The sequence below is a fragment of the Empedobacter brevis NBRC 14943 = ATCC 43319 genome, from assembly GCF_000382425.1.
GTDB lineage: Bacteria > Bacteroidota > Bacteroidia > Flavobacteriales > Weeksellaceae > Empedobacter > Empedobacter brevis.
In genome coordinates, this window is the sequence record NZ_KB908291.1 from 456,651 (window position 1) to 476,435 (window position 19,785).

Below are 19,785 nucleotides of genomic sequence, written 5' to 3' on the forward strand. Positions count from 1 at the left end.
TAGAAATCTAAAAAATTGGAATTACAACAATTTAAAGAAATTATAAATCTTAGCAACTCTTTGGAGCAAAAGAGAAGAAAAGGAATTTCTTTTTTAATAAGACTTACAAAGAATTTTGGACACATCTATAAAGAAGAATTAGCTAAATTACCTTACCATATTAATTTGATTGATGAGCTACACGCAGATGAAAATGCTCATAGCCGAATTTTTGCAAAATTTTTACGTTATCAAGAAAATTCTAAATTCGTTTTTTTAGAAAAATTTTTAAATGATGTTTGTCTTTTTGATTTGACTACTGAAAAACCCGAAGTTAAGAAAGTTGATTCTTGTGGACGTATCGACATTCCAATTTTTGACAATAAATACGTTGTAGTAATAGAGAACAAAGTTACTGACAAAGCACCAGACCAAAATAATTCACATGGAGGACAGTTAGCAAGATATATTGAAACTTTAAAAAACATTTATAATAGAAAACTAGAAGAAATTTACGTTGTATATACACCAAAGTTCACAAGAAATCCATCCAGTGAGTCTTGGGTTGATAAAAACAATTTTTCTTACAAAAAAAAAATCTCAAACAGATTCCGCTCTTTATCATACAGGGATAATATATATCCTTGGCTAAAATATGAAATATTGCCTCATATAAATAAAAACAATATTTACTTATACAGTGCTGTTGAACAATACATTGACCACTTGGAAGGAATATTTAGTTTAAGAACAATTAATCAACCAATGAACATGAAATTACAAGAATTTATAAAACAAGAATTAGGAATTGAAGATAGTAATCTTGAAGAATCAATTGAAATTCTATCTGAAAAAGAAGACGAATTAAACAGCATACTAAATCAAATTCAACAATTGAAAAGCAATTACAAAAAGGAAATTATTAAAAACCTTTTTATAGAATGGAAAGAAATGCTTCAATTAGATTTTCCAAATCAACAGATTGTAAGAGATAGTTTTAAAATTGATCAAAACATTATAAATTTAGGTATTCAGTTTAATATTGAAAATAAAAAATTTGTAGCAATTATTGAGTGTAACGATTGTGATAAACCAAATCTTTATTTCGGAATAGGACGTCATTATTCAAGTAAAGAAAAATTTGAATTAAATGATAAATTAAATGATTTGCTCGAAAATAATGAATTATCAGAACCTGAAAATTTTTGGTATGGTTGGAGATTCACTTCTATCGAAAGAGGTTACTTTGATTTAAAAAAACTTATTTCTAATAGTATATCATAATAAAAGAAACCTGTCCGAACAGTTAACTAGGATTTACCAAAACAACAAAAAAAGGAGAAATTTTTCATTTCTCCTTTTTTTGTCGCCCATGCCGGTCACATTAACTTTTTTCATACATTTAGTACACACTAAAAAGCTATTGCCCTTTACCCTTTAACCCACGGTTTAAACCGTGGGACAAAGTGAGAAGCTCGCCAAACCGCGGTCCGTTATGCGTCATTATAAAGCAACCCGAAATGAACAGGAAATTGAAAATGATTTACCTACTACTGGTCGTAACACTGAACCTTTCTTGTGTTGAAAAGAAACCAACCGAAAAAGAGGTTAAGAACACCGAATCGGTCCTTTCTTTAAAAACCGACACCTTAAAATTTACGTCGGCAATACGCGCTATCTTTCAGGACAGTAAAGGCAATTATTGGTTGGGGAGTCATAACGAAGGCGTAAGTGTTTACGATGGAAAATCATTTGAATACTTTACAACAAATGATGGTTTATCCGACAATCAAATCCGTTCCATCCAGGAAGACAAGAATGGAAAAATCTGGTTTGGAACCGCAAATGGAATAAGTGTATACGACAACGGAACGTTTACGCATTATCCATCCAAAAACAACAACCCGATAGTTGATTGGAAGGCAACCAATGGCGATTTATGGTTTTATGCGTGGGAAGAAGACGGAATAAATCGTTTTGACGGTATGAATAGGCACTATTTAATTTTCCCAAAACCCAAAAATAAAAATGCTGATAATACGTATGGCGTAACCGGTATCTCAAAAGATAAAGACGGTAACGTCTGGATAGCGACTTATGCTGCACTATTCAACTATGACGGTAAAATGGTAACAATCTTTGACCATGATAAATTAAACCTGAAAGAGAATCAGCGTTTGCATATAAGAAGCGTATTAGCCGATTCAAAAGGACGAATCTGGATAGGAAATAATGGAATTGGCGTTTTGCTGATGGAAGGCAATTCAATCCTTAATTTTTCTGAAAAGAATAATGTAATCCACCCGGCAAGCACAGGAAGAGGAGATCGATCACAACCGGGCACATTGGAACACCCTTTTGCCATTGAAGAAGATGCAGAAGATAATATTTGGTTTGGAGATGTATATACGGGAGCCTGGAAATACGACGGTAAAGCCCTGACAAACTATTCAAACAGTGACAAACTATCTAACCCGATGATTTGGACGATTTATAAAGACAACAAAAACAATTTGCTTTTTGGAATGGCAGAAGGTGGTGTTTATACATTCAACGGGAAAACATTTGATAAACTATTTTAAGCAATACGAACGCACTTCAATCTAACATTTTTTGAATGGTTTTGCTATGCATAAAATTATTTAATCTATAATGAAACAATTAATTATATTAGCAAGAAACTTTACAAAATACAATTATAGTTTTTTTACAAAACTTGTATCCTAGTTTCGTGAAAAACAATGTTATATGACAGCTTAAAAGCCATCGCACAAACCCACGCACCGAAAAAAATGAACGCTATGAATACGCATAAAAGTGAAATTGAAAATCTTGGATTTACGACGATTAACAACATCTATTCAGACGAAGAAGTTGAAAAAATAATAGAAACCATAAACCAAGTTGAAACTTCAAAAGACACATTCCGAAAATCCGCTGACCTTTTTGCAATTCGTCAATTTTTGAAGGAAATTCCCGAAACTCAAAAACTGATTTTCAACCCAAAACTGAACGAAATAATTGAAAAACTTTTCGGACAAAACTACTTCGTTGTAAAAAGCATTTACTTCGATAAACCTGAAACTTCAAACTGGTACGTTTCATATCATCAAGATTTGACAATTTCTGTTGACCAAAAAATTGAACTTGAAAACTTTTCACCTTGGACGACCAAACAAAATCAATTTGCAGTTCAACCTCCTATCGAAATTTTGGAAAATATTTTTACGATTAGAATTCATTTAGATGAAACAGACGAAAATAACGGAGCTTTAAGAGTTGTCGAAAAATCACATTTAAAGAAAATTTACAGACCGGAAACAATAGATTGGGAAACCGAAAAAGAAGTAACTTGTAATGTTGAAAAAGGAGGAATAATGATTATGAAACCATTGATTTTACATAGTTCAAGCAAAACAACTAATAACAAAAAAAGAAGAGTAATTCATATCGAATTTTCAGACATTGACTTACCAAACGAATTAAATTGGGCTGAAAAATACGAACAAAAGAAAGCCGTCATATAACATCGGTTTAGAGAAATGCGGGGCAAAGTGCTTAATTGAAAGACTTCCTTATCCTCCACTATAACCAAGTCGTAGCCCGTTATGCAGCATTTTAAACGATATAAGAACAACAAAAATAAATAAAAGGGTGTTACATTTCAATCTAACGTTTTTTAAATGGTTTTGCTATGCATAAAATTATTTAATCTATAATGAAACAATTAATTATATTAGCAAGAGACTTTACAAAATACAATTATAGTTTTTTTTACAAAACTTTAATTTACTGTATTTTGTGAGACATATTACAGACACACCTTATAATAAGAATATATGCAGTTTGACCCAACATTCAATTATGGAGACACCGACCTTACGAATGATGACAATTTAATTCGCTGGAAATTTGGTGAACTTATAAAGAACCTGGTGACTCTTTCAAGTCAGGCAGAGCGACAGACAGAAATAATTGGCATTGGAGCAACTTGCGATGAAATGGCAATTGACTTTGATACATATTTTACCCTTGAATATCACGAGTATTTAAAAAGTGGACTTTTGACGAGTTCACAAGTTGAGAAACTTAAAGAATTGGACAGGTATTTTGAAAAACGAAGTGGTGATAAATCGCCTGATTTTTGGGACGACTTTCTCTTGGAAACGAGTTCAGAATGGCAAGATGTTAGGCAAATGGCAAAGGCCATACTCGAAACATTAAATATGCAAGACTTTACTATTGAATTTTACAGAACGGAGAAATATGAAAAAACAAATAAGGGGAAACGATTAATTATGCAAACAACAAAAACAAGATTAATAAAAACATAACGCTAGCTAACATCACATTACTAAAATAATACTTTAAAGGAGAAATAGAAAGTTTCTCTTTTTTTTGTTACAACAGCCTATTATTGTTAAATTAGTAAATACAACCGACTTTTGCTTCGATATTAAAACCAATACAGATTTTATATGAAAAATTTAATAATTATTTTCTTCTTACTAGCATCATCGAATTTATTTGCTCAAAAATCTGAAGCTTATATAAATTACATTAAAGAATTAAAAACAAATACTAAAACAGACAGAAATGACAAAACTGTTTTTACTCTACTTAATAATTTTTATGACGAAGCATTACAGTCAGATGAAGGGGAAATGAAACCCGAAACGATAAAAAAAATTCAAGATTTTTATGCAAACAAAGATGCTAAAAATAAGCAAATCCTGAATATGTTTTTAGCTTATCAAAATCATATTAGTGAAACTGCTGCAGTTGGAAAGCAACCTAATTCAAAATTTCAAGTAGATTTAATAAATGATTTAGAACAAGAAATCAAAAATGTTTATAATGAAGTTCCTGTAATAATTTTAATATATAAAGCTGAAGCATTAAATTCAAACGGGCAAACAAAAGAATCAGCAGAACTAATTGATTCAAGTTTAAAAACATTCCCCAATTCAGTTCCTTTAAAAGTCTACAAATATTTAGACACAAAAAACGATCAAATAAAGCAAGACTTAGTTAGAAATCATTCAAATCATTGGATGATTCAGCAATTCGGGATAAAATAAAAAACAATGTACAACATCACATTACCAAAACAACAATTTAAAGGAGAAATGAAATGTTTTTCCTTTTTTGTCGTCTATGCGGTTCACATCGACTTTTTTTATACATTTAAAAACAATATAAAGCTGTTGCCCTTTACTTTAACCCATGGTTTCAACCATGGGCGAAAGCCCTAAACCGTTGGCAGTAATGTTGAAAAAACTGAAGTGAAAGAATTTAAAGAACACATAAAAGAAAATTTTGGAGCATTAACAAACGAAGAAATCGAAATTCTTCAGTCATTTTTTTATGAAGAAGAACTAACCAAAAACGAATTCTTTGCCCAAACTGACAAATATTGTAATAAACTAAGTTTAGTAAAATCCGGACTTTTACGCATCTACAGGCTTTCTGACGGAAAGGAGATTACGCAGTGGATTTCAACACCAAACTACTTTGTCACTGAAATTTCAAGCTTCTTTTTTGACCAGCCCAGTCGATTATCCATTCAGGCTTTAACCAATGTGGAATTGCTGACCATTGACAAACAAAGCTATTCGGAATTAAACAAAAAATTACCCAAATGGAAAGAAATAGAAACGCAGTTTATCGCCAAGTGTTTCGCAGTTCTCGAAGACAGAGTTTTTTCGCATTTATCAATGAGTGCCGAAGAAAGGTATAACGTATACTTTGAGCAAAACAGAGAACTTTTCAACCTGGTTCCGTTACAATATATTGCTTCCATTTTAGGAATGTCAGCGGAAACTTTTAGTCGCATAAGAAAACGAAAAGCTGAAAATTCTTGATTTTTGTCAAGAGCTTGAAAAGAGAAACAATCGACCTTTGTAAAAAGTTTAAATCATGACAAAGGAAATAAAAACAGAAATCACGATAAATGTAAATCCTGAAAAAGTTTGGGAAATTTTAATCAATCAAAAAGAATACACAAACTGGAATCCGTTTATTAAGAAGCTTGAAGGAAAATTAAAAGTTGGTGAAAGACTAAAAGTAATTATCCAACCCGAAAATTCCTCAAAAATGACATTTAAACCAATCGTTTTAGCGTATGAAAGTTATAAAATACTAAAATGGAAAGGAAAATTTTTAATTGATGGGCTTTTTGATGGAACACATATTTTTGAACTTATTGACAACAAAAACGGAACGACAAATTTTAAGCAAAGTGAAGTGTTTGATGGTATTTTAGTTCGGTTCTTTAATTTGGACAATACAAAAAAAGGATTTGAAAAAATGAACAATGAACTCAAAAAAAGATGTGAAAAATAAAAAACAGTGTACAACTTATACTTCCTTTTTTGGTAAATTAGTAAATATAACCGGCTTTTGCTTACCGTGTAGCTAAACATCAAAACGTAGCTGATTTTAGCAATACACAACGCAAAAATTGAAAATTAAAAAATTATAAATTCGATGGACAATTATGTAAAATCTTCCGATGCAAGCAAAATTCATTATACAACAGCATCACAAAATAATACAATCACTTTAGTTTTTGTCCACGGATGGCTTGGCAATACCAATTGGTGGCACAACCAGGAAATATATTTCAGGGAAAAATACAATATTGTAGAAATAGATTTAGCGGGTCACGGAAAATCGGATAAATCAAGACAAAATTGGACGGCGGCGCAATACGCAAATGACATAAAAGCAGTTGTTAATGAACTTAATTCTTCGGAAATTATTCTTATCGGACATTCCATGTCAGGCGCATATGTTGTGGAAGCCAGTATCGATTTGCCTCAAGTTAAAGCAATTGTTTTAGTTGACACTTTAAAAGACTTAGACGAGGATTTTACTCCTGAACAAGCTGAAGAGTTTATGTTCAGCCATTATCGAAAAGACTTTAAATCTGCCGTTGAAAATCTTCTTCCACACTATCTTTTTGTTGAAAAAACGCCTGAAAATATAAAAAGACAGCTTCAATCAGAATTTCTGCAAAACGAATCTGATTTAGCGATAAATGTTCTTCGTCCGTTATACGAAATGGACATTCGTAAAATCGCAAAACAAGTGGATGTGCCTGTAAGAGCCATTAATTCTGATGCTTCACCTACAAGCATTGAAAACAATAAAAAGTATTTTAGCAACTATGATTCTAAAATAATAACAGAAACAGGACATTATCCAATGCTTGAAAAACCTGATGCGTTTAATACATTATTAAATGAAATAATCAATGAGCTGAGTGTATAAAAAAGTAAAAACATCGGCTACAGCAGTTTACCAAAATAACAATTTAAAAGAGAAATGGAATGTTTTGGCTTCCAAACCCTTCACTATCGCCAAGCCACAACCCATTATGTGACATTTTATGAAAAACAACGTCTACAAAGAATTTTTAGTAGAAAATGATTTCAAAGAAATTGAAAAAAAATATCGAGAAGAATATTCAAAAGAATTTCAACTAAATAAAAATTCATTATTGTTCAGTAACTTCAATAAGAACATTCATCAAAAATATTTAGAAAACAAAATTGAAATAACTGAATCTTACTTTAAAAACCTTGAAAATGACTTTTTAAATAAAAGTGTAGAAATAAGTGATTATTATCCAATATTTTTACTCGAAGATGGATTTGATGAGTCACAATCTAAGTTTTTCGCAACATATTTTTTACAATTTATCAAAAACCTGAATATTGCAATCTCAAACGAATATTATAATGGTGAAATCCTTGATTTTACGTGGAATATTTTTGACAGAATATTTCACGAATGTTTTCATTGTGAACAAGAATTTGAAGAAGAATACTTTAAAGAACTTACCAAACTTAAAAAGCAAATAATGAAAATTGACAAACAAGACGAACATTTAATTAAACAAAAAATTGAACAATTTATATCATAAGAAAAACGCCACATCATATTATCAAAATAACAATTTAAAGGAGAAATTAGAGTTTCTCCTTTTTTTGTCGTCTATGCGGTTCCGTATTTGTTTTTTTTCGTAAGTTTAGTAAACAATAAAAACTGTGGCTCATGCCTTTCCCCTTTCGCCCATGGTTGAAACATCTGGCCCACGGTTTTAACCGTGGGTGAAAGGAAAAACTCGTCAAGTCTAAGTCCGTTATGCACCATTTTAAACCAAGCGTATGAAACAATTACTCACATTTGTTACAGTACTTATCTTTAATTTTAATGTCTTCGGACAGGAAAGTGAATTTAAAACCTACAAAAACGGATTAATTTACAGTGAAGAGGCTATCAGTAAACTTGGGCGCGTTGTTGACTCTTTAAATCTGAAATTCAAAACGTGTGATGTCAACAAAAAATTTTATGCTAAAAATCAAACCATTGGTTACGTTGTTTCACTTGAGTCCGGAAATATTAAACAGGCAAAACAAGATCTCGAAAATAAAATTCCATTGGATGAATTTATAAGGAAATATCCCCAGGCAGAAGTCGGAAAAAACAAACTGATCATTAAGCGAAAGTACAGGAATTACGAGGACAAAGAAGTTGTCGAATTTGAAGAATTCGATTTAAAAAGTGATTACGGATTACGTATTGAATCAGAAGACTTAAAGTTATATAATAAGGAATTAAAAAACACCTGGCTATTTAGATACCACAAAAAAACAGATTACTCGGAAGAATCAATAGAGGCGTTTTATTTTCCTGAAAATTTTCAATCAAACGAAATCCCCAATAAATATGCTGTAATGATTGGCTATTCTGATTGCTTAATTGATACAACTGCAACAAAATTCAAAGACAAGTTAAAAGATGGCTGGGTTGAACTTCCTAAAAACTGGCAGAATTTTTCCAAAAAGAAAAAATCAAAACTTTTAGACCAAATGAGAAGCACCAGGGTGATTGGCGGATGCAGTCAGGACAGCAGCCCGAGAGACCACGCTGTAAATATCGCTTTACTGTCTGCAGAAACGTATAATTGGAGTGTTTTCCTAAAAGCGCATCTGGATATTATGAACGACAGATTTGAAAGAGTTTCTGATGGAAGTTATGCATGGGGCGAAAGAAATACCTACATTAAAGAATTAGAAACTTTAGACATAAATGTTCTTGATTTAATACTGGGAATTTCGCTGCGTGTAGAGAATGCTGCAACCAATCACTATTATGGCAACATAAGCAGAATTGGCCGGGCACTGGCGGAAACAAAAAACCGAAATGAAATAGAGGAAGCCATTTTATCTGCGGTTTCGGACAAGAAATTAGACGACTATAACAGACTGCTGTTTTATTTCCTGTTCAGGAATTACAACCATTATATTCAGGAAGAAGAGCTAAAAAAGACCAATGAGGAAAAACTACTTTTAGCCATGCATACATTGCCTGACTATTACACAACCGAACTTTTAAAGGACGAAGAATAACAATTACCTTAATTATAAAAACAGGATATACTAATCCTGTTTTTTTGTTTTCAAAGAGATTCAGTAACCAAATACTGCCTTTTAAAACCAATGAGGATGCGCATTACTGTAATTTAAATCAATATTAAATGCAATGCAACCATTAAATTTAACAGAATTAATTCTCTATAACGTGAAAAATACAATATGTTTGTGAAGCACTATGAAACAAAAAATTAACACATGAAAAAAACACTACTCTTTACTTTATTCATTCTTTCAACTAAATTCACATTAGCTCAAACCTCTTTAGAAAATAAATATAAAGTTGAATTAGGGCTTCAGGGCATTTCTATCGGAACAGAAATTCCAATTAACAATGTCTTTCTATCTGATATTAATTTAGGTTGGGGAGGTATTAATGATTTCTCTGAATCCGGAGTTTCTTACGAATGGTCTCAAAAGTCTAACAGCCTCTTCATAAGAGGTCAGATCAGGTATTATTTTAACAGAGAACGTAGATTGAAAAAAGGACATTCTTTAAAAAACAATGCGGGAACTTTTATTGCTTTGCAAACCAAGTACTACTTCAAAGGCATAGAAGCATATAATATTGGGAAATATTGGTTAAATGAGTTACAATTCGGACAGCAATTACCTCTTAGCAATCATTTCATTTTCAGATATCATTTAGGAATTGGAAATGCGAGCGATTTAGATTATTACAACAATAAAATTTATCCTACTTTGGGATTTGCATTTGGTTATACATTATAAAAAATGCAATTATATTTCAATAAAAACAATGTATTACGGACTTCCGTAAGGTAAAATCATTCATAATTCATTATTTTTTGAGTTATCGAATATTGATTGTATAATACCGTTAGACAAACACTTACACTAAACATTTGATTAAAATAATTTTTTAAACCAAAAAAATATGAAGAATTTTATTAAACTAAGCTTATTATCTTGTTGTTTCATGTTTTCATCGTGTAATAATGATGATAACAGCTCTATTAAAAATCAATCTGATACTATTGAAAATGATATTATAGGAAAATGGATTCCTTATGAAGTAAAAGTAAACAATAATAGTACAAAGTACGACGACCACGAAAGTTGTGGTTTTGACTATTTACAGTTCAACAAAGATTTGACTTATAAATACGTAGATATTTTTGATTGTAAAGAAGAAGTTGAAAATGGTACTTATGTTATAAATGCCAAAGAAAATAAAATCATCGTAAAAGTTGGTGTACTAAGCCGGGAAGGATTTGTTAGAATATTTACTGCCCCTAAAAAAGTTTTATCTGTCGAATTTATTTATGATTATGATGAAGATGGCAAAGATGACAGTGTCGTAACGTTATACAATTACGAATCAACAAATAATTGAAACAACGTTCTGTGTACAATGAAAATAGTACGTGTGGCACAAGTAAAAACATTTACAATTTCGCCCACGGTTTAAACCATGGGCTAAATGTTTGCATGAAAGTTTATTTTTTAACTGCTGCTTTACCAAATGTTTCAGAAATAAGCTGATGAATTTCCGCTTTTATCCGTTCTCTCCCCTCTTCTTCGTTAATGTCGATACCGCAAAACAAACTTCCGTTCGATTTCGCATGCAATGTGATATAATAAATGCCCCCGACAAGCAGTGCCAGTCGTGCTCTCAGGTCAACCGTTGTGTTGGTAAAATCAGGCAGTATCGCAGAAAACAACTGCTCGCCCATTTCTTCCCTTTTATCGGCCAGCTCCCGCAGCACTTTATTTTTCTCTCCCAATTCCCAATGGATAATTTTTTGCAGCGCTTTGTCTTTGTATAACGTATCAAACTGGTTTTGCAATATCGTTTCAATTTCCTTTTTACCAATAGTTTCAGGGTGTTTCAGCAAATCGTCAATAAAACTTTTCGAGGTCGATTTCCAAAAATCTTTCTGCCGGATATATTCCTCAATCAGGTTGTCTACCCCTCCGAAGTACGTCCAGACCAGCTTTTTATCCACTCCGGCGGCCAGTGCAATATTGGGAGCCGTAAGCCCCGGGTATCCTTTCTTTTGAATCACCTTGCCAACGGCGGCTATCATTCTGGCCATTGTACGCGACTTGTCCCGTAAAGGCCCTGATGTCGCTTTTCTTACTTTAGGAACAGGTTGCGCTGTATCTTCTGTTTCGGTTTTTTTCTTTCTTCCCATTTTTATGGCGGCTTTTGCAATGCCTATGCAATTTGCAATTTTTTACTGACATTTTCAAATACATTTAAGGCTTTATCCAGGTGTTCTTTTGTGTGTGTAGCCATAAGACTCATTCTGATACGTGAATCTTTTAAAGATACAGCCGGATACATGATAGGATTAGTATAAATGCCATTTTCCAGCAGCATTTTTCCAGCAAGACTATTTTTATAAACATCACCAATCTTTACAGGGATAATAGCCGATTTGGTATCACCGATTTCCAGACCAATATCCAAAAGTCCTTTTTTATAATACGTAATATTTTCCCATAATTGCTTTTGCCACTGTGGCTCTTCATCTATCAATTCAATGGCTTTGGTTACACCGGCAATAGCTGGTGTTACTGCAGCTGAAAAAGCATACTGACGCGACTGAAACTGCAGATACGAAATCAGCTCAGGATTATTGGCAACAAGGTAACCGCCAACATTTCCAAAGGTTTTGCTGAAGGTACCGGTTATGATATCGACTTTATCCAATACATCAAAATATTCCATAGCTCCTCTGCCTGTTTCACCAATGACGCCGATGCCATGTGCATCGTCTACTAGTAATACACCATCATATTTATGTGTTATATCTAAAATTTCTTTCAATTTTGCTATGTCGCCATCCTGCGAATACACACCGTCAATAATCACCATTTTGGTTCTGTATGTATCTTTTGACGAGGCGAGAATACGTTCCAGTGCCTCTATATTATTATGTAAAAAACGTTTAACAGTAGTTCCTGTAATTCCTTCGTAGACACTTGCATGAACTGCCATATCTACAATAGCTATGTCTTCTTTCTTTAATAAACAAAGTAATGACGCACTATTGGAAGTATATCCTGTGGTGTAGACAATAGAAGAACCTTTGGCGCGTTTAAAAAATACTGAAATTTTATCTTCAAGTTCCTGGTGATAATCGAAATAGCCACCTATAAGCGGTGATGCCCCGGCACCTGTTCCATACTTTTCTATTCCTGCAATAACAGCTTTTTTAACCTCCGGGTGCTGAGTAAACCCTAAGTAATCATTACATACAAAGCTGATGTAGTTTCCTTTTTTTATATAACCGTCTTCTGCCAGTCCTATCTCCGGGCCACAGCCCGAGGTGGCCAGTAAACGGTAGTTCATAAATTCATTTTCACTCAGATAATTCAGGTAGCCTTCATGGGCTTTTGCTCTTTCGTAAATATTAAGATTCGGAATATTTTCAAAATCTTTAAAACTTGCAGTAGTAAAGTCTGTTTTCATATGTAGTGTATTTTATAAATGGAATATAGTTAAATTTATAAAATATTCTCTGAAAAGAGAAATACAAAAACATCTATATTTATAGAAAATCAGTTTTAAATAGATAAAAAATGTGGTATTTATTAAATAAATACCACATTTTTTATCTTTAAAAAGAGAAATATGCTATTTGGATTCATCTTTAATAGCCGATGTATCTATTACTATAATTTCAGGTTTTTTAGTTCCGGTTTCAACTATTTGAATCGATTTAGAAGTTGAATTATTATCGTATTTCGTTCTATTTCTGGATTGAGTTGTTACCACTACTTCATCTTCTGTAAAGTCATAATTTATATTATATCCTTCAGAACCTTTTTTATAATTTAGACTATTATCTACTACTACCATGTAATTAGACGTTGAATCAGAAACTGCATGGTGATTTGGTACATTGCTCGAGCTACTTTGTGCAAATGCACAAATTGAAAAGAATAGCATATTTAAGATTACTACTGTTTTTAAAAAAGTCTTTTCCATAACATGTTTTTTTATAAATTTATACTGATTTTATGCTCCTAATTCTAATTGATTTTTGATCAGATTAAAATACTCACGCCTGATATCCACTAAGGATTCATGGTTACCCCGCTCAATTAACTGACCGTGTTTCAGTACAAGTATCTGATCTGCATTTTTTACAGTGGATAGACGATGAGCTACAACAACTACAGTTTTACCTTTGAAAAAGGATTGCAGGTTGTCATAAATAATTTTTTCATTTTCCGCATCCAGAGCTGAAGTAGCTTCATCAAAGAAGATATAATGCGGATTTTTATAAACAGCCCTGGCAATAAGTATCCGTTGCTTTTGTCCTCCTGAAATCCCGTTTCCCGCTGCTCCTATTTTGGTATTGTAGCCTAAAGGCAGGCTATTGACAAAGGATTGAATGTTTGCCACTTTTACCGCATGGTCCAATTTATCATAATCAATCTCTTCATCTCCTGTTGCAATATTACGTTCTATGGTATCGGAAAAGATATAACCATCCTGCATAACCACACCACAGTTTTTTCGTATACTATTTGGTGAGAGATGCATTATATTATCTCCGTTAAAAGTTATTGTTCCTTCGGAAGGTTCATAAAATTTCAGAAGCAATTTTAACAAGGTCGTTTTTCCGCTTCCGCTGGCGCCTACAATTGCTGTTGTTTTTCCTTCCGGAATGAAAAAGTTTATATTTCGTAAAACAGCTGGTGACTGCGGACCATCATAATGAAAAGTTACTTTGTTTATACCAATACCTCTCTGGTCATTACTCAAGCCTGATACGTTTAAATTTAAAGGAAGCAGCTGTCGGGCTTCTTCTTCCGGGTGATTTTGTACTTCATCTAGTCTTGATAAACTGAGTTTGGCATCTTGTAGTGAGCGGAAAAAAGAAATTAGTTGATTAATAGGAGAATTCAGCTGTCCGATGATATAAGATACACTTAACAGAGCACCGAGTGTCATGCTTCCGTTAATTACAAAGTAAGCTGCCAGGAAAGTAACAATGATATTTTTAAGCTGATTCAGAAACTCAAAACCTGCCAGCTGTATTTGATCGATTTTCAGAATGCGTGAATTGGTCGCAAACAGTCGCAGCTGTATATTTTCCCATTCCTTGCGTTTGAAGTCTTCAAACTGATTTAATTTCATTTCTGAAACGCCATTAATAATCTCATATATAGATTCCTGATTTTCACTTCGTTGCTGGAATTTAAAATAATCTAATATTTTACGCCTTTCGAGCCAGAACAATGACCATAGAACAGAAATAACCGTCAACACAATATACACCATTAAAATTCGGTAGTCATAATGCCAAAGGACAATAAAAAAAACGGAAAAAGTTAGTATTGAAAATAATGTAAGCAAGCTTTGTGAGGTTAAAAAACTCTCAATCCTTTCATGATCCTGAATTCTCTGGTTAAAATCTCCCATCAGTTTGGTGTCAAAAAACTTTATAGGAAGCTTAAGCAATCGTTTAAGAAAGTTAGAGATAATCTCAATATTCACTTTAGTTCCTACGGCAAGAGTAATCCAGTTTCTGAAAACATTTATGACGATGGTCCCGATAAAAAACGCCAGTTGTGCAAGCAAAACAAGCACCACCATATTGAGGTTATTTTTTGAAATTCCGTCATCTACCAGCATCTGGGTCAGAATAGGAAAAGCCAGCGTGATAAGTGTTCCAAACAACAAAAGACCAAATAGTTTTGTGATTTGTCTTTTGTGGGGTACCAAATAACCGGAAAGGTATTTTAATGAAAGCGATTTTTCTTTTTCAAATTCAAATTCAAGGAACTTTTCAGTTGCTTCTAAAAATAATATGATTCCGGATTGGTCGTCAGACTTCCAGTATTCTTCAAATTTCTTTTTCGATAATTTAATGCGGCCATGCCCGGGATCGTAAATGGTATAAGTACGCTTGCCGGTTAACCGGTTTTTACTTATTCTTTTGAGTACCACAAAATGATTCTGATTCCAGTGCAGTATACACGGAAGAAAGTCTTTATCTATATCTTCGATGGTTATTTTGGAAGCAAGTGTTCTGAATCCGATTGACTCTGCTGCTTCTGATATTCCAAGCAAGGATACTCCTTCTCGTGTTAAAAAACATTTTTCCCTCAAAAATTCGACACTAACAGTTTTGCCATGATAGGAACAAATCATGGATAAACATGCCGGACCGCAATCCATTTGGTCTTTTTGGGGTACAAAAATCATTTAAACCGCTTTAGTTTGTTCGTCAATAAACATATTCAATATTACCTCTTTTTTACTTTCTTCGTCAAAATTATGCACACAATAATCCCGTCCTACATTTTCAACAATCATTTGACTACATCCGCCGCCACATATAGGAAGTATGCTGCATTCCAAGCAAGGTTTGTTTGTCATTTTGGGAATTAATCTTTTGTTGTGCTGCTCGTTCCAGATTATTTCACCTTTCTCATTCAGAACTCCTTCTTTATTGGCTTGGTTAAAATCGCGTGCATTACACTTGTAAACATCTGCATTATAATTTATAACAGACTGATGAACTTTATCGGCATAGCAAGAGTTCCTAACCGTATCTGCTAATACCGAACTTCTGTGAATGATTCCTTTTGAGGTAGCATATTCTCTGAAATTGACCACCATATCCGCAAGATCTTTGCTGTTGGTTTCCTGGAAAACCTTCTGCATAGACAGTGATATCCATCTTTTATCATCCATGCTCAACTCATCAAGATCATCAATTACCTCTTCGAGATCAACCAGATTTTCTTTCGTATAGTTGATACGTAAAGTTACAACAAGCTGATTTCTTGCTAATTTTTTTATATTATCAATAATAGCATCATAGGAACCTCTGGACTTTGAAACGAATCGCACCAGGTCGTGCTTCGACTTATTACCGTCTAATGTTATTTGAAACCCGGCAACGTTATATTGCTTCAAATCGGCAATCATATCGTCGTTTATCAAAAGACCGTTCGATGTAATAGCAATTTCCAGTCTTTTGTTATACCGGTCTGTTATCTGTTTGGCTTTCGCCATCAGTATACTCATTTTATTGTAGAACAAAAGAGGTTCGCCTCCAAAAAAGGACAATACAATTGCTTTCATTTGCGGATTGGCAATAAAGATATTTTCAATCATCCGTAAGATTTTATCTATGGTTTCATCTGAAATCTGCGATTTCTTTTCATGTTTTTCATAACAGTACCAACAACTGAAATTACAATTCATGGTCGGGTTAATGATCAGGTGGTAGTATTGGTCCTGATTATCTATGGTGTCAATAAGATCCCGCATTTTCTGAAGCTCATCAACTTCATCTTCAAGTATAAAGCCAAACTCAGTAAGTGCATTATAAAAATCCTCGTGTACCTCTTTCAATGTATCGAAATCCTGTTTTTCACGAATGCTTTTAATCAAATCGTATAAAAAGGGATCGAGAAGTAAAAAACGATTAGTAAAGGAGTTATGATAAATAATACCTTCATCATAATTCACTGCTGTATTAAATTTACTTAGTTTCATAATAGGTTTGGAATTTAAGGGCTATTTTAGAATTAAAACAGCCCTTGGTTAAACATTTGATTACAGTAAACTATTTTATTACAACAGTTCCTGAATCGCATGAACATGCACAAGTATGACCTGCTACGTCCACGTTTACGTTTTTGGCCACATCTGGTGCAACTGATGCTCCAAATGCTGAAAAACCACCTTTTAACTGCCCTTTCTCAGACTGCGTTAAAGGTTTCAGGGTTTTCCCCAACTGATTTAGATTCTTGTTTTTCATAATCTAATCGCGTATTTATGGTTGTGCTTACTCTTTACAGGATTTTCAGCAGCCTCCTTTAAAGTCTTCCTCTGCTTTCATTGTCAGATTTCACTGTTTTTGAACTCACTTTATGTTTATTTCCAAATGTGTACTGTACATATAACAATACACCTCTTGTTAATCGTTTTTGATAGAAGTTAAAGTTGAAATCCTGATAATACGATGTGTTTTCATCGAATCTGGTATTAAACACATCGTACACTATCAACCGCGTTGTGATAGTATTATTCAGAAAAGATTTCCCCAATGATATATCGAACTTATACTTGTATCGGTTTTCCAGGTTCCGGCTTTTGTAACGATGCTGGTAATTGCTGAAAACTTCTATGATATAGGATTCTGCCGGTTTAAATTGTAAATAAGTATTGTTATAAAAAGAGGGACCCTGATTCGTAAGCCCGTCATTTGACCGGAAAGAATTGTAAAAAACACCGGTTGATATATCTGCATAAAACCATTTGGTAATATTACCGCTGAAAGAGTGGTCGAGACCAGCTTCTTTGTATTTACCGAAATTTTGAGGCTGGTAATAATTGACATTTTGCTCATCGGTAAAGTATACCCCCTGAATGGTTTTATCAGTTAGTTTTCCGAACAAAGAAAAAGAATGCTTTTTCACATCAAAAGTGATATCCATTCTATTCATATACAAAGGCTTTAAATCCGGATTTCCGATCTGATATAAGTAATCATTGATTTTGATAACAAACGGATTCAAATCAGAAAATGACGGTCTTGCAATACTTCGTCTGTAGTTCAGTGCTATACTTTTATTGCTTTCATCTATATTATACCGGTAATATAATGAAGGAAAAAGCTGCGTATAATCCTGTCTGACCTCACTATTCGTTACATTGTTGATTCCTTTAATATTGGTATTCTCAGCTCTTAATCCGAACTTTATATATTGTTTTTCAAAGGTTTTGCTGAAAGAAACATAACCGGCAAAAATCTGCTCTTTATTGTTAAAATCCTGGTTCTGATTCAGATCAGGAAACCAGACATTATCCCGGTTAAACTGTACATCTAACAAATTATCTCTTTTCACATACATAAACTTAAGACCGGCATTGATATCCCATTTATTCTCTAGTTTCTGTACCCAGTCCAATTGAGAGGTCGCATACCTGGAATTAGCACGGGTATCAAACAGATAGTGATTGTTTAAATCGGAATTCTCCGGATATTCAATCAGTACGTTGTTTGATGGATTTGATTTATTTTGCCCGATATCACCTATAAATTTCAGATAACTTCCTTCATCATCCAGTAGGTAAGAATAGTTAAAGGTTAAATACCAAAAATCATTTTTTGTATTTGACAGAGATGTGTTCGTACTACTTAATAATGGCGAACCGTTATCGGTTATATTCATTATTCCTGAATTATCGAATGTAGTTGTATTTTTATTGTAATACCCTTCAAAACCAAGCTCGTTTTTTGAGTTGGGATAAAACGTACTTCCGATTCTTATTCCCAAATTGTCATTGTTTTGATCAAACTGTCCTTTTTCATAATTCCGTCTTCCGTTAAAGTAATTGAAAGCGCTTTCAGTACGTCCGAAATCTTTGCTATCGGAATACGAAATATCAGAATAAATATTCCACTTCTCTGTTCCGTAGTTTAAGTTCAGCGCACCATTGTAAGCATTATAATTTTCTTTTCTATGATGAAAATACGTTTTGACGATACCCCTTATTCCTTTTTCCGATTTTTTTAAAACAATATTTACTACCCCTCCGTCGGCAGAACCGTCTTGATCTGCAGAGGCTACATCCTGAATTTCGATTCTTTTTATATCTTCCGAGCTAAGTGAGGATAAATAAGCAGTAAGATCTCCCCCTGACAAATTGAGTTTTCTGCCGTTTACTAAAATGGATACACTTTTATTTCTTAAAAGTACACCATCACTGGTTGTACTTAATTTAGGACTTTTTTGAAGTATATCAAGACCACTATTTCCTGTGGCAAGCAGGCTATTTTCAACATTGAAATAGAGCTTATCGCCTACTTTTTCTATTATTTTTCTTTTACCTTCTATTACCACTTCTTCCAGTTGCTGAAACTCATCTATTTGTATTACCGCAAGATCAATATCCTGGAAAAGCGCTACAGGTTCCGCAAACAGTTCTGCCCCGAACTGTTCCATAAGCAAAACATAAGAACCTTTTTCTCCATTAAGAGAAAATACACCTAGACTATCTGTAATTGTCTGGCTTACTGTAATGCTGTCATTTTTTATTAAACTGACCTGTACAAATTCCATGGAATGGTTGCTGTTATTTACAACTTTACCTTTCAGGTTAAAGCTTTCTTGTGCAAAAACATTACCGTTTAACAATACTAAACACAATACAGGAAGGAATGATATTACAGGTGTTCTGGTCATAAATAAAATATTATTTTTTTCCTTAATCAGAGAAATACAATTACAATATCATAATTATTTTTCATTTATCATATCACCGTTATGAAATTTAGATTTATTATAAATAATTACATAACAGCTAATTATATGTTATGATTATAGTATATATTTAAGAAAACAACATTTTTTAATGTTT

19 protein-coding genes are annotated in these 19,785 nt (G+C 33.1%); 12 read left to right on the forward strand and 7 right to left on the reverse strand.

Translation table 11 applies throughout. The features are described 5' to 3' along the window. The first annotated feature begins 15 nt into the window (after positions 1–15). The 12 genes from H277_RS0102410 (at position 16) to H277_RS0102470 (ending at position 10,779) form a co-directional block, all read left to right on the forward strand. Positions 16–1,263: a PD-(D/E)XK nuclease family protein gene (locus H277_RS0102410; protein WP_019973976.1), complete on the forward strand. Its 1,248-nt coding sequence runs from the start codon at positions 16–18 to the stop codon at positions 1,261–1,263. Positions 1,264–1,517: 254 nt separating this feature from the next. Then, entirely contained in the window at positions 1,518–2,561 is a 1,044-nt protein-coding gene (locus H277_RS0102415; protein ID WP_019973977.1) for a ligand-binding sensor domain-containing protein, read from the forward strand. Positions 2,562–2,771: 210 nt separating this feature from the next. After that, a complete protein-coding gene (locus H277_RS0102420) occupies positions 2,772–3,506 on the forward strand; it encodes a phytanoyl-CoA dioxygenase family protein (RefSeq protein WP_026357367.1) in 735 nt (244 codons plus the stop codon). 312 nt (positions 3,507–3,818) lie between these two features. Then, positions 3,819–4,313 (forward strand): hypothetical protein, encoded by a 495-nt coding sequence (locus H277_RS0102425; protein WP_019973979.1) that lies wholly within the window; start codon positions 3,819–3,821, stop codon positions 4,311–4,313. A 144-nt stretch (positions 4,314–4,457) separates the two neighbouring features. Next, entirely contained in the window at positions 4,458–5,060 is a 603-nt protein-coding gene (locus tag H277_RS0102430) for a hypothetical protein (protein ID WP_019973980.1), read from the forward strand. Positions 5,061–5,264: 204 nt separating this feature from the next. Next, on the forward strand, positions 5,265–5,843 hold the full coding sequence (locus H277_RS0102435) for a Crp/Fnr family transcriptional regulator (RefSeq protein ID WP_019973981.1): 579 nt from the start codon (positions 5,265–5,267) through the stop codon (positions 5,841–5,843). A 55-nt stretch (positions 5,844–5,898) separates the two neighbouring features. Then, on the forward strand, positions 5,899–6,324 hold the full coding sequence (locus tag H277_RS0102440) for an SRPBCC domain-containing protein (RefSeq protein WP_019973982.1): 426 nt from the start codon (positions 5,899–5,901) through the stop codon (positions 6,322–6,324). 144 nt (positions 6,325–6,468) lie between these two features. Then, positions 6,469–7,254, forward strand: a complete 786-nt coding sequence (locus H277_RS0102445) for an alpha/beta fold hydrolase (protein WP_019973983.1) — start codon at positions 6,469–6,471, stop codon at positions 7,252–7,254. Positions 7,255–7,372: 118 nt separating this feature from the next. After that, complete coding sequence (locus H277_RS0102450) at positions 7,373–7,909, forward strand: hypothetical protein (protein WP_019973984.1); 537 nt, start codon at positions 7,373–7,375, stop codon at positions 7,907–7,909. A gap of 244 nt (positions 7,910–8,153) precedes the next feature. Beyond that, a complete protein-coding gene (locus H277_RS0102460) occupies positions 8,154–9,398 on the forward strand; it encodes a hypothetical protein (RefSeq protein ID WP_019973986.1) in 1,245 nt (414 codons plus the stop codon). Between the two features lie 222 nt (positions 9,399–9,620). Continuing rightward, entirely contained in the window at positions 9,621–10,154 is a 534-nt protein-coding gene (locus H277_RS0102465; protein ID WP_019973987.1) for a hypothetical protein, read from the forward strand. 166 nt (positions 10,155–10,320) lie between these two features. Next, entirely contained in the window at positions 10,321–10,779 is a 459-nt protein-coding gene (locus H277_RS0102470) for a hypothetical protein (protein ID WP_146810332.1), read from the forward strand. Between the two features lie 103 nt (positions 10,780–10,882). Here the strand turns inward: H277_RS0102470 and H277_RS0102475 are convergent, their stop codons facing one another. The 7 genes from H277_RS0102475 to H277_RS0102505 form a co-directional block, all read right to left on the reverse strand. After that, positions 10,883–11,581 carry a TetR/AcrR family transcriptional regulator gene (locus H277_RS0102475; RefSeq protein ID WP_019973989.1) on the reverse strand — a complete coding sequence of 233 codons (699 nt, stop codon included), beginning with the start codon at positions 11,579–11,581 and terminating at the stop codon, positions 10,883–10,885. A 23-nt stretch (positions 11,582–11,604) separates the two neighbouring features. Beyond that, the gene (locus H277_RS0102480) at positions 11,605–12,864 is read right to left on the reverse strand and encodes an aminotransferase class I/II-fold pyridoxal phosphate-dependent enzyme (RefSeq protein WP_019973990.1); all 1,260 of its coding nucleotides are present in this window, start codon (positions 12,862–12,864) and stop codon (positions 11,605–11,607) included. Between the two features lie 165 nt (positions 12,865–13,029). Further along, positions 13,030–13,383 (reverse strand): hypothetical protein, encoded by a 354-nt coding sequence (locus tag H277_RS0102485; RefSeq protein ID WP_019973991.1) that lies wholly within the window; start codon positions 13,381–13,383, stop codon positions 13,030–13,032. A 30-nt stretch (positions 13,384–13,413) separates the two neighbouring features. After that, entirely contained in the window at positions 13,414–15,612 is a 2,199-nt protein-coding gene (locus H277_RS0102490) for a peptidase domain-containing ABC transporter (RefSeq protein WP_019973992.1), read from the reverse strand. Continuing rightward, positions 15,613–16,914: a radical SAM/SPASM domain-containing protein gene (locus H277_RS0102495; RefSeq protein WP_019973993.1), complete on the reverse strand. Its 1,302-nt coding sequence runs from the start codon at positions 16,912–16,914 to the stop codon at positions 15,613–15,615. Positions 16,915–16,984: 70 nt separating this feature from the next. Next, on the reverse strand, positions 16,985–17,155 hold the full coding sequence (locus tag H277_RS0102500; RefSeq protein WP_154652437.1) for a hypothetical protein: 171 nt from the start codon (positions 17,153–17,155) through the stop codon (positions 16,985–16,987). 82 nt (positions 17,156–17,237) lie between these two features. Beyond that, on the reverse strand, positions 17,238–19,610 hold the full coding sequence (locus tag H277_RS0102505; protein ID WP_019973995.1) for an outer membrane beta-barrel protein: 2,373 nt from the start codon (positions 19,608–19,610) through the stop codon (positions 17,238–17,240). Positions 19,611–19,785 lie beyond the last annotated feature (175 nt).